The sequence below is a fragment of the Natrinema salinisoli genome (assembly GCF_020405205.1).
Taxonomy (GTDB): Archaea; Halobacteriota; Halobacteria; order Halobacteriales; family Natrialbaceae; genus Natrinema; species Natrinema salinisoli.
On the sequence record NZ_CP084469.1, the window covers coordinates 3,502,945 to 3,516,248 of the forward strand.

Annotated in this window: 8 protein-coding genes, 3 tRNA genes, 4 rRNA genes and 2 pseudogenes; 13 read left to right on the top strand and 4 right to left on the bottom strand. The window is 57.4% G+C overall.

What is annotated here, in order from left to right; genetic code table 11:
- Positions 1-29: 29 nt before the first annotated feature.
- From LDB05_RS17270 to LDB05_RS17295, 7 genes and pseudogenes are all read left to right on the top strand, one after another.
- A tRNA-Asn gene (locus LDB05_RS17270) sits at positions 30-102 on the top strand.
- Positions 103-382: 280 nt separating this feature from the next.
- Positions 383-967 carry a MogA/MoaB family molybdenum cofactor biosynthesis protein gene (locus LDB05_RS17275; RefSeq protein ID WP_226005218.1) on the top strand — a complete coding sequence of 195 codons (585 nt, stop codon included), beginning with the start codon at positions 383-385 and terminating at the stop codon, positions 965-967.
- Between the two features lie 111 nt (positions 968-1,078).
- On the top strand, positions 1,079-1,207 hold the full coding sequence (locus LDB05_RS23430) for a hypothetical protein (RefSeq protein ID WP_284145777.1): 129 nt from the start codon (positions 1,079-1,081) through the stop codon (positions 1,205-1,207).
- 74 nt (positions 1,208-1,281) lie between these two features.
- A tRNA-Ile gene (locus LDB05_RS17280) sits at positions 1,282-1,356 on the top strand.
- A 167-nt stretch (positions 1,357-1,523) separates the two neighbouring features.
- The gene (locus LDB05_RS17285) at positions 1,524-1,763 is read left to right on the top strand and encodes a DUF7563 family protein (protein ID WP_226005219.1); all 240 of its coding nucleotides are present in this window, start codon (positions 1,524-1,526) and stop codon (positions 1,761-1,763) included.
- Positions 1,764-1,916: 153 nt separating this feature from the next.
- A pseudogene (locus tag LDB05_RS23645) lies at positions 1,917-2,396 on the top strand (DUF6498-containing protein); the annotation flags it as partial.
- A gap of 92 nt (positions 2,397-2,488) precedes the next feature.
- Positions 2,489-3,148: a YdbT family protein gene (locus LDB05_RS17295; RefSeq protein ID WP_226005221.1), complete on the top strand. Its 660-nt coding sequence runs from the start codon at positions 2,489-2,491 to the stop codon at positions 3,146-3,148.
- A gap of 202 nt (positions 3,149-3,350) precedes the next feature.
- Here the strand turns inward: LDB05_RS17295 and LDB05_RS23650 are convergent.
- A pseudogene (locus tag LDB05_RS23650) lies at positions 3,351-3,475 on the bottom strand (type II toxin-antitoxin system HicB family antitoxin); the annotation flags it as partial.
- A gap of 416 nt (positions 3,476-3,891) precedes the next feature.
- Between LDB05_RS23650 and LDB05_RS17300 the strand changes: the two are divergent.
- The 5 genes from LDB05_RS17300 to rrf (LDB05_RS17320) all read left to right on the top strand — a co-directional run bounded on the left by LDB05_RS17300 (position 3,892) and on the right by rrf (LDB05_RS17320) (position 9,181).
- A 16S ribosomal RNA gene (locus LDB05_RS17300) occupies positions 3,892-5,365 on the top strand.
- Between the two features lie 156 nt (positions 5,366-5,521).
- A tRNA-Ala gene (locus LDB05_RS17305) sits at positions 5,522-5,593 on the top strand.
- 226 nt (positions 5,594-5,819) lie between these two features.
- A 23S ribosomal RNA gene (locus LDB05_RS17310) occupies positions 5,820-8,739 on the top strand.
- 129 nt (positions 8,740-8,868) lie between these two features.
- A 5S ribosomal RNA gene (rrf, locus tag LDB05_RS17315) occupies positions 8,869-8,990 on the top strand.
- A gap of 69 nt (positions 8,991-9,059) precedes the next feature.
- A 5S ribosomal RNA gene (rrf, locus tag LDB05_RS17320) occupies positions 9,060-9,181 on the top strand.
- The 16S, 23S and 5S rRNA genes sit together here with 1 tRNA gene alongside, the layout of an rRNA operon.
- Before the next feature lie 116 nt (positions 9,182-9,297).
- Here the strand turns inward: rrf (LDB05_RS17320) and LDB05_RS17325 are convergent.
- The 3 genes from LDB05_RS17325 to LDB05_RS17335 all read right to left on the bottom strand — a co-directional run bounded on the left by LDB05_RS17325 (position 9,298) and on the right by LDB05_RS17335 (position 12,050).
- A complete protein-coding gene (locus LDB05_RS17325) occupies positions 9,298-10,644 on the bottom strand; it encodes a ribonuclease J (protein WP_226005222.1) in 1,347 nt (448 codons plus the stop codon).
- Between the two features lie 558 nt (positions 10,645-11,202).
- Positions 11,203-11,478: a helix-turn-helix transcriptional regulator gene (locus tag LDB05_RS17330; protein WP_226005223.1), complete on the bottom strand. Its 276-nt coding sequence runs from the start codon at positions 11,476-11,478 to the stop codon at positions 11,203-11,205.
- Positions 11,479-11,855: 377 nt separating this feature from the next.
- The gene (locus LDB05_RS17335) at positions 11,856-12,050 is read right to left on the bottom strand and encodes a cold-shock protein (protein WP_006187181.1); all 195 of its coding nucleotides are present in this window, start codon (positions 12,048-12,050) and stop codon (positions 11,856-11,858) included.
- Between the two features lie 448 nt (positions 12,051-12,498).
- Between LDB05_RS17335 and LDB05_RS17340 the strand changes: the two genes are divergently transcribed.
- Entirely contained in the window at positions 12,499-13,224 is a 726-nt protein-coding gene (locus LDB05_RS17340) for a queuosine precursor transporter (protein ID WP_226005224.1), read from the top strand.
- Positions 13,225-13,304 lie beyond the last annotated feature (80 nt).

A 13,304-nucleotide genomic window follows, 5' to 3' on the forward strand; every position in this document is an offset into this window, starting at 1 on the left:
ATCAAATGCACCCGGCTATCAGAAGATGAGCCGAAGTAGCTCAGATGGTAGAGCACCTCGCTGTTAACGAGGTTGTCCCAGGTTCGAGTCCTGGCTTCGGCGCTTCTTCCTGACTCACGATCGATAGTGCGAGCTACTGCTCCCGGTAGACTTCCGTTGTGAGTTCGTTGTCGAACGCTCTCCGGACACTATTCGCTATCTGCCACCAATCGGGCGCGTGTCCATCCGGTTCGAGCGAACGAGGAGGACGGGGCGCTCGAGGAACTTCGACAACCGTGATCGTTCCCGATCCGCGATCGACGTGGATGACTACCCGGTATGGTGGCACATCACTCGGCTATCCGAGGGAGGTATTATCGTTCTCCAGCAGCGATGTGAATACATGACCAGCGATCACGACGACCGACGGAGTACCGACGATCACGGCCACGACATCATCGACCCGCTCCACGTCGGGATCGTCACCGTCTCGAGTTCACGCGCGGGCGAAGACGATCCCGACGATCCTGGCGGAGACACGATTCAAGCGTGTTTCGAGGCCGGGGGCCACGAGATCAGCGAACGCCTGCTGGTTCGCGACGATTATTCAGCAATTCGGACTGCTGTTCGAGGGCTGGTCGCGCGCCGAGATATCGACGTGGTGTGTACTACTGGCGGTACCGGCGTCACCGTCGACGACGTCTCCCCGGAGGCGACGGCGTCCCTGTTCGAGCGGGAACTACCGGGATTCGGCGAGTTGTTCCGCTCGCTCTCGTGGGACGAAGTCGGTACTCGGGCGATGGCCTCGCGCGCGACAGCTGGGATCGCCGTCGACACGCCGGTCTTCTGCCTTCCCGGCAGCAAGAGCGCCTGCGAAACCGCCTGCGAGGAACTGATCGTCCCCGAGACGCCACACCTCGCCGGACTGGCGACACGTCACCGCGCCGGAACGAGCGACCAGACGCTCGCGGACTATCAGCACGAATAGCCTCGACGCTCGTCTCCTCCTTCATCAGAGAGTCTGCAGTGACTCCACCGGCGAGCAGTCAACATCCCTGAACCAGCCTTTATTGAACGCGAACACGTCCATTCGAATGCTATGTGTCATCACTTCGAATCCCTGGCCGACCTCGAAGCCGAGGAGCGTGCGGACGTACTCGAGAACCACAGCGAAGACGAACTGGACGCTGCACTGAGCGACGACGAACTCGAGGCGTTGCGTGCGTAGGCGTCGTCCATCCTTTTTATCGTGCAGACTGGACAGCAAACGTTAATTAGCACGCGCGATTTCTCCCGATTGGAGGGCCCTTAGCTCAGTCTGGTTAGAGCGCTCGGCTCATAACCGAGTGGTCGATGGTTCGAATCCGTCAGGGCCCATCCGCAAAAAACACGAAGCGTAGCCGAATTGAATTGGCTTCAGAGCGGTTTCTGAACGGGTCGAAACGTCAATATTCCACTTCGATATCACCGGTCACTGAACCGGATCCGAACAAGTCACCAGTTCCGGGTCGTCGCCGTCCTGCGAAATTAGTAGCCGAAACGGGGTGGTCAGCGTGACGGTCGCACCGTGGCCGTCGGTCGACAACTCGACGTGTCGCCACTGCGGTGCCCACGTCACGGACCAGTTCCGTCGCGTCTTCGGTGACGATGACGACCGGGCTCACCGCTGTGGCGACTGCGATAGCTACGGTCGGTTGAGCCGGGGTTCTGCAGCTGGCGTCGACGTACCAGTTCCAGATCCAGAGACATCGCCCGGCCGCTACGGAGGTGGGGTCGATGTGTAGCGAGTTCGTTCGAGCGAGCGAACTGTACGATATCGACTGGAGAATCCGAAATCTAGTTCGTACAACTTTTTATCAAATATCGTATCAATATCTCATGTATAGTATGGCTTCCGAAGAAAGAAACGGCTTTTTGCATTTCCTTCGTGGGTCGTCTGTGTCGTCATGATCGCAAATCTCCCCCCGCTGATCGGGGTAGCGGGGTTCCAGTGGGGAGTGACTGAGTTGTTGGTTGTCTACTGGGTCGAAGCCGTGGTCGGCACCATCGTCGGTATTGCAAAAACGTTTCCGACCCGACTCGTAGACACCCCACTGCCAGAGCCACGTTCCAAGCCGTTGCTCAAGAGCCGACATGGAACACTCAGTATGGGGCCTCTCACAGGCTATGTTCGAAACGCGTCAGTTGTTGGTGCTCAGTTAGGGTTTCTATTCGCTTTTTGCATTTCAGGGCTCGCGCTGTTCGTTCCGTCATCTTCAGTCTACTATTCATCACACGAGACGGTCGAGAGCGTTGCAGTCATCGCTGGCATCCTGGCGGGGACACATTTCTTGACCGCAAAGGTATACTTTGACGAGCAACGTACGAGCGAGCCCCAGCGAGGCAGGCGTTTCAATCGTGGTTCAGGACCGGCGTAGGCGTTACTCTTCTCGTTGTCTTATTGTGGCTTCGAGATGGGGATATCACCGGTTCCGGACTGTCATACATACTCGTTGCCGGAAAAATCGCGATGACGTTGTTGTTCCGGTGTCATGACAGGAACCGGTTCGAGGTGACCGAACACGACGTGAACCCGTTCGAAGACCAGACCGGTGGTGGGTTAGACTTCCAGGCTGTTGGCGTGACGGCCACTACACTACCTCGTGTGGAGCGACCGACTAGGCAGCCGCAAGCGACGGTCCGTCATAGTATCTGGCGGATTCTCGGAGTTAGCCCGATTCTCGGGCTATTAATTTCTCGTACTGGGGAAGCCATCTTCTTCCTTATCTTCGCACTCTTTACTCTCGTAGTGGACGTTCAACTGATCCTCCCACTTATTTCGTTCACTACTGCACTGGTGTTCGCTGTGGTCCCCGTATTGGTGTTCATATTACCACGACACGCGACTCTGGTGTACGAGTTCTACGACGAGCAACTGGTCTGTCACGATCACTGGCTCGAGGAACCGGTCTGGCGACTCGCATACGAGGATATGACGGGAGTGTCCCTCGAACGCGGGATCGATGCCTGGATTGGGGGATACGGAACGGTGGTCATCGAGACGGACGACGGTCCACCCGCCCGGCTGTCGTATCTCCGGGACTACGACGAGGTTACCGACCGTCTCGAGCGGGTTATTGAGAGGGAATCAGGGCAGTATTCGGGGGTGAACTACCACGATTCGCATTGAACGGCCGCTAGAGTGGCGATCCGGGTCTCGTCCGTTTCGGGGTGTTCGTACCGAAGCTTCAGGTGATTCCCCTTCGGTCGACCGGTCTGTAGCCGTGATCCTGCAGGACGTTCGCGATTTCCTGTCCGGAGAACGTCGTCCGAACCATTTACTGTATGAACTCAGGGCGTTCTTTCTCTCCGCTTGCATCGGAATCGAGCTCTTATTCCTCGAGGTCTACGTCGGTGACCGGCTCACCACCCTCCCCTCGTGCAACTCGAGGGCCTCCGCGAGCATCGCCAGCGCTTCGGACTTGGTCTCTCCGAACGATGCTATACCGGTCTCGAGATGGAACTAATCGATGCGTATCCTCTCTAGTTCCATTCTATAAGTACGCAATCTCCACTGTCGCGTTGTGTGTTACTATCTACCTTCGACGGTGCGGTTCGCAGGCCTTAAGTAGTGATCCGGGACTATGAATAGATACGAAGGAAGAGGCGAGGTGCACGACGCACTTCGCCACCTTGGATGGCTCGAGTCCGAAGGGGTTATGTACCCCAGACGGACTACGAATACATCCGCAAGAGATGAGGATTCCACCCCTGCGGTCCGCCGTACAGATGGGATCTGATGTTAGCCTTGGTAGTTCGGTGACGCCCGATCGGTCGACGATCAACGTGTCATCGAACGTGGACCATTATGTGTGAGTGTGTATCAACATTCACCGCCAACAGACCCTCCCCTCACGGGGAGTAACATATAGCATTCCGGTTGATCCTGCCGGAGGTCATTGCTATTGGAGTCCGATTTAGCCATGCTAGTTGCACGAGTTCAGACTCGTAGCAGATAGCTCAGTAACACGTGGCCAAACTGCCCTATGGATCCGGATAACCTCGGGAAACTGAGGCTAATCCGGGATACCGTTCATCGCCTGGAGTGGCCTGAACGCGAAACGTTACGGCGCCATAGGATGTGGCTGCGGCCGATTAGGTAGACGGTGGGGTAACGGCCCACCGTGCCCATAATCGGTACGGGTTGTGAGAGCAAGAGCCCGGAGACGGTATCTGAGACAAGATACCGGGCCCTACGGGGCGCAGCAGGCGCGAAACCTTTACACTGCACGATAGTGCGATAAGGGGACTCCGAGTGCGAGGGCATATAGCCCTCGCTTTTCACGACCGTAAGGTGGTCGTAGAATAAGTGCTGGGCAAGACCGGTGCCAGCCGCCGCGGTAATACCGGCAGCACGAGTGATGACCGCTATTATTGGGCCTAAAGCGTCCGTAGCTGGCCACGCAAGTTTATCGGGAAATCCGCGCGCTCAACGCGCGGGCGTCCGGTGAAAACTGTGTGGCTTGGGACCGGAAGACCAGAGGGGTACGTCCGGGGTAGGAGTGAAATCCCGTAATCCTGGACGGACCACCGGTGGCGAAAGCGCCTCTGGAAGACGGATCCGACGGTGAGGGACGAAAGCTCGGGTCACGAACCGGATTAGATACCCGGGTAGTCCGAGCTGTAAACGATGTCTGCTAGGTGTGGCACAGGCTACGAGCCTGTGCTGTGCCGTAGGGAAGCCGTGAAGCAGACCGCCTGGGAAGTACGTCCGCAAGGATGAAACTTAAAGGAATTGGCGGGGGAGCACTACAACCGGAGGAGCCTGCGGTTTAATTGGACTCAACGCCGGACATCTCACCAGCATCGACAATGTGCAGTGAAGGTCAGATTGATGATCTTACTGGAGCCATTGAGAGGAGGTGCATGGCCGCCGTCAGCTCGTACCGTGAGGCGTCCTGTTAAGTCAGGCAACGAGCGAGACCCGCACTCCTAATTGCCAGCAACACCCTTGTGGTGGTTGGGTACATTAGGAGGACTGCCAGTGCCAAACTGGAGGAAGGAACGGGCAACGGTAGGTCAGTATGCCCCGAATGTGCTGGGCGACACGCGGGCTACAATGGCCGAGACAGTGGGATGCAACCCCGAAAGGGGGCGCTAATCTCCGAAACTCGGTCGTAGTTCGGATTGAGGGCTGAAACTCGCCCTCATGAAGCTGGATTCGGTAGTAATCGCGCCTCAGAAGGGCGCGGTGAATACGTCCCTGCTCCTTGCACACACCGCCCGTCAAAGCACCCGAGTGGGGTCCGGATGAGGCCAGTGCAACGCTGGTCGAATCTGGGCTCCGCAAGGGGGCTTAAGTCGTAACAAGGTAGCCGTAGGGGAATCTGCGGCTGGATCACCTCCACAGACCGGGATCAGGCCGTCGTGCCTGACCCACCTTGACTCGTGGCGCTTTGCGCCACGCAGTCCACGTTCGATCGACCAGCGTTCGGCCGATCGGGCACCTTTGAACTACCGAGGCTAACACAATACGCTCTGTCCGCCCATCGTGGGCGGACGTGGGCCCATAGCTCAGTGGTAGAGTGCCTCCTTTGCAAGGAGGATGCCCAGGGTTCGAATCCCTGTGGGTCCATGTCTCGGAGGAAATCTCGGATCGTGCCCCTTAAGTGGGAGACGGCCCGACGATTGAATCCGAACGAACCGATGCACCACCCCGTGTAAACGCGGGTGGGAAGGGTTAATGCATGCCGCGTCTACGGCGTGCAGATGAGACCGTGTGTACGTGTAGTCCAGGCGTCCACTGGACCCGTTCCCGGGTCACTACGTGGTCGTAACATCCGTTACGACTGCCGATCCGATGAACGTGGCTACTGTGCCAGCTGGTGGATCGCTCGGCTTGAGAGCTGACGAAGGACGTGCCAAGCTGCGATAAGCCTGAGGGAGCCGCACGGAGGCGAAGAACTCAGGATCTCCGAATGGGAATCCCCACCGCAATTGCTTCGCGCAATGGGGAACGTCGAGAATTGAAACATCTTAGTATCGACAGGAAAAGAAAGCAAACGCGATGTCGTTAGTAATGGCGAATAAACGCGACACAGTCCAAACCGAAGCCTTCACGGGCAATGTGGTGTTCGGACTGACAATCACTCTCCGGAAGCCGACAGGAAGTCTCTTGGAATAGAGCACGAAACAGGGTGACAGTCCCGTATTGTCGACGAGTAAGAGACGAGTCAGTTCCAGAGTAGCGGGGGTTGGATATCCCTCGTGAATATCGCGGGCATCGACCGCGAAGACTAAACACTCCTCAAGACCGATAGCGAACAAGTAGCGTGAGCGAACGCTGAAAAGCACCCCACGAAGGGAGGTGCAATAGGGCGTGAAATCAGTTGGCGATGGAGCGACAGGGCACACAAGGTCCCGGACAAAATGAATCAGGTGCGAACCTGTAGTAAGAAGTTTGGGAAGCCGGTGTTCTGTCGTACGTTTTGAAAAACGAACCAGGGAGTGTGCTGTTTGACGAGTCTAACCAGATCATCTGGGAAGGCGTAGGGAAACCGATATGGTCGCAGTGCTTTGCACCAGGACCACCGTGTTCAAGCGCGGGGAGTCAAACGGGTACGACCCGAAACCGGACGATCTAGGCGTGGGCAAGATGAAGCGTGCCGAAAGGCACGTGGAAGTCTGTTAGAGTTGGTGTCCTACAATACCCTCTCGTGACCTACGTCTAGGGGTGAAAGGCCCATCGAGTCCGGAAACAGCTGGTTCCAACCGAAACATGTCGAAGCATGACCTCTGCCGAGATAGTTTGTGGGGTAGAGCAACGGATTGGGGGACCGCACTCCGAGAGGAGTGCGCCCCCCTGTCCAACTCCGAACCTACAAACGTCGTTTGACGCAGGGAGTCCGGTGCACGGGGTAAGCCTGTGTACCGTGAGGGAGACAACCCAGAGCTGGGTTAAGGTCCCCAAGTGTAGACTAAGTGCGATCGAAGGTGGTCTCAAGCCCTAGACAGCCGGGAGGTGAGCTTAGAAGCAGCTACCCTCTAAGAAAAGCGTAACAGCTTACCGGCCGAGGTTTGAGGCGCCCAAAATGATCGGGGCTCAAGTCTACCACCGAGACCTAGCAGTGCGGTTCACACCGCAATCTTGTAGGTTGGCGTTCTGTTCGGGTGGAAGCACGGAAGAGATTTCGTGTGGACCGTTCAGTAACGAAAATCCTGGTCATAGTAGCAGCGTTAGTCGGGTTAGAACCCCGACGGCCGAACGAGTAAGGGTTCCTCAGCAATGCTGATCAGCTGAGGGTTAGCCGGTCCTAAGTCTGCCCGTAAGTCGACGCAGACAACAGGGAAATAGGTTAATATTCCTATGCCAGTGTGCACTCAAAGCTGACGCTTTGGGGCCGCCTGAGCCGGGCTTTCGCCCGGTCGAACTGTCGAAGAGCGTGGAAGCCGTAATGGCACGAAGCGTTCGAATGGCAGGATCGCGCAAGTCAGGTCTACCCAGAGCCCGTGAAAAAGCGAGCACACTGTCCGTACCGAGATCCGACACAGGTACTCATGGCGGCGAAAGCCAAGGTCTGTCGGGATCAACCGACGTTAGGGAATTCGGCAAGTTAGTCCCGTACGTTCGCAATAAGGGATGCCTGCCTCGCGAAGAGGCAGGTCGCAGTGACTCGGGCGCTCCGACTGTCTAGTAACAACATAGGTGACCGCAAATCCGCAAGGACTCGTACGGTCACTGAATCCTGCCCAGTGCAGGTATCTGAACACCCCGTACAAGGGGACGAAGGACCTGTTAACGGCGGGGGTAACTATGACCCTCTTAAGGTAGCGTAGTACCTTGCCGCTTCAGTAGCGGCTTGCATGAATGGATCAACGAGAGCGCCACTGTCCCAACGTTGGGCCCGGTGAACTGTACGTTCCAGTGCGGAGTCTGGAGACCCCCAAGGGGAAGCGAAGACCCTATAGAGCTTTACTGCAGGCTGTCACTGAGACGTGGTCGCCATTGTGCAGCATAGGTAGGAGGCGTTACACAGGTACCCGCGCTAGCGGGCCACCGAGCCAACATTGAAATACTACCCGATGGTGACTGCGACTCTCACTCCTGGCGGAGGACACTGGTAGCCGGGCAGTTTGACTGGGGCGGTACGCGCCTGAAAAGATATCGGGCGCGCCCCAAGATTTCCTCACTCGGGTCGGAGACCCGAGGAAGAGCGCAAGAGCAAAAGGAAGTCTGACAGTGTCCGGCACAACGACGGACGCTGACGCGAAAGCGTGGTCTAGCGAACCAATTAGGCTGCTTGATGCGGCCAATTGCTGACAGAAAAGCTACCTTAGGGATAACAGAGTCGTCACTCGCAAGAGCACATATCGACCGAGTGGCTTGCTACCTCGATGTCGGTTCCCTCCATCCTGCCCGTGCAGAAGCGGGCAAGGGTGAGGTTGTTCGCCTATTAAAGGAGGTCGTGAGCTGGGTTTAGACCGTCGTGAGACAGGTCGGCTGCTATCTATTGGGGGTGTTACGGTATCTGACGGGAACGTTCGTATAGTACGAGAGGAACTACGAATGGGTGCCACTCGTGTACCAGCTGTCCGGAAGGGCACGTGCTGGGCAGCGACGCACCACGGGGTAAGAGCTGAACGCATCTAAGCTCGAAACCCACCTGAAAAAGAGATACCACTGAGATCACTCGTAGAAGACGAGTTCGATAGACTCGGGGTGTACGCACCAAGGCAACGAGGTGTTGAGCCCGCGAGCACTAATCGATCGAGCCACACATTCATACTACATCGCATTGGATCCGTGACGCGAGAACGGGTCCGGACGCAAACTGGACTACACGTATACTACGGTCTTGGACACACCGACCGATATTGGTATCACAACGGTTCGATCCCGTTGATCGGCATTACGGCGGCCACAGCGGCGAGGTTCCTCCCGTACCCATCCCGAACACGGAAGATAAGCTCGCCTGCGTTACGATCAGTACTGGAGTGGGCGACCCTCTGGGAAATTCGTTTCGCCGCCACCACTCATATCGACCAATATGGTCGAGCGACCGATCGTGGTCTAACGGCGGTTCGATTCCGCCGATCGGCATTACAGCGGCCACAGTGGCGAGGTTCCTCCCGTACCCATCCCGAACACGGAAGATAAGCTCGCCTACGTTTCGGTCAGTACTGGAGTGCGCGAGCCTCTGGGAACCCCGATTCGCCGCTTCCACTCATACTTACACCCACACAGCAACTGCTGTGTGGGTTTTGCTATTTATTTCGTTTCAGTAGCGCCGCCACTCACATTTCAACGGGTTTGGGAATAAAAGCCGGAGTCGCTACAGCTTAGACCAGTTCGATGACGTTACCGTTCGAGGTAACGTGCAGGTCGCGTCCGAGCTTGTAGCCACGGTTGGATGCCAGTTCGACGTACCCCGAGAATCCGCTCATGTCCTGATGGGCTGGGATGATATGCTCGGGTTGCAGTGCATCGAGCATCTCGTAGTGACCTTCCTGACAGAGGTGGCCGGAGACGTGGATGTCGTCGTAGATGCGTGCACCCTGCATGCGGAGTAGCTTTTCGGCCTGGTAGCGTTGGCCCTCGTTCGTCGGCTCCGGAATCACGCGAGCCGAGAAGACGACCTTGTCGCCGTCTTCCAGCTCGTACGGCGTTTCGCCGCGACCCATCCGTGTGAGCGTTGCGCGAGGCTCACCTTGATGGCCGGTGACGACGGGCAGGAAGTTCTCCTTGCCTTCGTTCATAATGCGCTCGAACGTCTGTTCGATGGATTGGCGGTAGCCGACCATCTCGACGTCGGAGGGGAAGTCGATCCCGATCTGTTTCGCGGTCCCGGAGTACGTCTCCATCGAGCGGCCGAGGAGGATCGGCGTCCGATCGATGTCGCGAGCGAATTCGATCAGCGATTTCACGCGAGCGATGTGGCTCGAGAAGGTCGTCGCGACGATGCCGCCGTCGTAGTCCTCCATGCTGTAGAGGACGTCTCGGAGGTGTTCGCGGGCGACGTTTTCGGAGGGGGTACGTCCCTTCTTGTTCGCGTTGGTACAGTCTTCGATGTAACAGAGGACCCCCTCGCCTTCGCGGCCGATTTCATGGAACCGCTCCATGTCGATCGGGTCGCCGATGACGGGCGTGTGATCCATCCGTTTGTCGAGTCCGTAGACGACGGCGCCTTCGGGGGTGTGGAGAACGGGGTTGATCGCCTGGACGATCGAGTGGGTGACGTTGACGAACTCGAGCTCGACCGCGCCGGTGTCGCCGATCGACATCGTTTCGCCGGCGTCCATCTTGACGAGTTCGTTATCGGTGTTGAACTTGCCTTCTTCCTCGAGTTCGCCTTGGACCAGCTCGATCGTGAACGGCGTCGCGACGATGGGTGCGTCGTATCGGTGTGCGAGTTTGCTGATCGCACCGATGTGGTCGAGGTGGCCGTGGGTGGGGACGATCGCTTTGACGTCTCCCTCGAGGTCGCTCATGATCCGATCGTCCGGGATAGCGCCCATATCGATCAGGTCGAGACTGTGCATCCCTTCGGTTCGGATGTTGTCGTGAATGAGGACCTTCGACAGGTTGAGCCCCATATCGAAGATCACAATGTCGTCACCGGCGCGGACAGCCGTCATCTGTCGCCCGACTTCCTCGTAGCCGCCAATTGTCGCAATTTCAATTTCCATGGGTAGGGCCGATCATAGCAGTCCTGTGGACAGTCGTGCAGCCGGAGGGGCTGCTGGGAGAGACGTCTTCCGACGTGAGTACGGCTTCGATCACGTCCTCGGTGGGTCGAATCGAAGGCCAGTCCCAACTGTGCCAGGGACAGCGCCTATTTCGGTTAGTGAATCAACGACTCTCCCGACGTAAGTAGTTCTGGGTTTCAAACTGAAGGCAACGAATCGGGATATCTCGAGGGACTGTTCCCAGTGGCTTCCAGTCACTATCGTCGCCACCGTAGTCACTACACATCGAATCACACGACGGCGGTGCGAGTAGTGTGCTACCCGTTTCGGCGGCTAGTGTATCAGTAGCGTACAGTGTTCGTCGCCGGAATCACATCGAGTGCGACTGTGAGATCACGCGTTCGAAGGGGTGGCGATTCGTACCAGGGGCTTCGCCGCTCGGGCGTCTGCTAGGCTGATCGGTGGGGGCAATATCGCTCTTGCCGTCGACCGTATTGCGTTATCGGCTGTTCGTGAAGTTGCTACCAGTGGCGGGTCACGGGACGGTGAGGCAATGATTTACGTTTCGATATACTCCTGTTCCCACTGTCGACGTTCCTCGATAGCCTGTTGGCCGCGATCGCTGATCTCGTAGTAGTTGGTCCGTCGATCGAGCTGCCCCTTTTCGACGAGGTCCTTGTTGACCAGCGTATCGAGATTCGGATATAATCGTCCGTGATTGATTTCACTATTGTAATACGTCTCGACTTCGTCTTTGACGTCCTGACCCGACGGTTGATCGGCCCCTGCGATCACGTACAGAAGGTCGCGTTGAAACCCTGTCAAATCGTCCATTTTGTATCGGGTGGACGGACGGGAACCCGACTATTTGTTATCGATTTCGTATCAACTGTTTTCAGTACGTTCATCGAAGCTAACTGAGATAATCGTGATACCGTCTGTCGTTACGGTTAGTAACGACTGCCTACGTTCGATGAATTCGCTTCGTTACCAACCGGCTCGGTATCTCTACCGGCAAACACACGAGGCAGATAGGGGAGAGTGATGGCGTATTCACTCGATACTCGAGGGCGACACGCGGACAGCGAGTGGCGTCACTCTCGAGGGGCCGGTCGTCGTGTCCGTTCGACACGGCTCTCGCTGGCAGTTAGGTAGCGTCCCGAAAAATGATAGTGATATGTGAAACCCGTTACCGAACGTAAAAAGCCGTATTACAGGCGGGTGACGTTGGTGGCGCGGGGGCCCTTGGGGGCCTGTTCGATATCGAATTCGATGTCTGTGCCTTCTTCGAGGTCCGGACCGCCAACGTCTTCCATGTGGAAGAAAACGTCATCGTCCGCGTCGTCCGTCTCAATGAAACCGTAGCCGCCTGTGTCGTTGAAGAAATCAACGTTTCCTTTCGCCATTGCAATTCAATCGAGGCCCGGGATACGTATAACAGTTGTGTTATAGATAATATGTCGAAACGAAATAATTCGAGCGTGGAATACGACAGTCGCTGTCCAGAATCCAGAGTTATCGCTAAGTCAGCGTTTGTTCGTCCGTCGACAAGGCTTAGCGGATGGTTCAACTCGCAATCCCCCCTTCAAGCGGGACAGTAGCTGTTTCGACGTCGAGACATCTCCTTCCACTGTAGGGTGAAAACAGACAAAGATGAGTCAATGCTCTCGAATAGTACCTATCTTCAATCGACCGTTCGTCCAGAACGATTCACGAGCCAGTCGTACCCGTTTCGAGGGCTATTCGGCGGCCACAGCCTGTGTAACCCACGATAACAAATACCACTGTGGGTTATCTTCCTCGAGTAATAGCCGAATAGCATCGTTTAGGTGGATCCGATCGGTACGCGCCGGTATGAGTCCGCGGCAGTCTCACACCGGGCCGACGGTCGCGCAGGTCGCGCTGATCGGTCTCTTCGTGACGGCGCTCGTAACGGCACAGTTGACCGCGTCGAAGGTACTGGCGTTCGAACTTCCGTTCGCGCTCCCGGTCGCGGGCGCACAGCTCGCGTTGCCCGGTGCGGCGCTCGCGTACGCGTTGACGTTCCTCGCGAGCGACTGCTACACCGAGCTGTACGGCCGGCGAGCGGGTCAGATCGTTGTCAACGTAGGGTTCGTCCTCAACTTCGTCGTCCTCGCGCTCGTCTGGTCGACGATCGCTGCGCCGGCCGCCGCCTCGAGCGTCGATCCCGGGGCGTTCGAGACGGTGCTCGGAGCGTCGACGAACGTGGTTCTCGGGAGCCTGTTGGCGTATCTCGTCAGCCAGAACTGGGACGTGCTCGTGTTCCACCGCATTCGGGAGTATACCGGCGCCGAGAAGCTCTGGCTCCGCAACATCGCGTCGACGGCGAGCAGCCAGGCGATCGATACCGTCATCTTCGTCTCGGTCGCGTTCGCCATCGCGCCCGCCGTCCTCGGTGTCGGTGTCGTGCTTCCGACGCCCGTCATCCTCTCGTTGATGGTCGGTCAGTACCTGCTGAAGCTCGCGATCGCCGTCCTCGACACGCCGATCGTCTACGCGATCGTCTCGGTCGTGCGCTCGCGCGAGGGACTGGTCACCGACGACGCATCGACTGCCTGATTCCCCGCGTCTCGAGACGGTCTCTGCGAGCAGATCCTCGTCTCCGCGTTCCGAACGGGGAGCGTTTAGTAGCCCGCTCG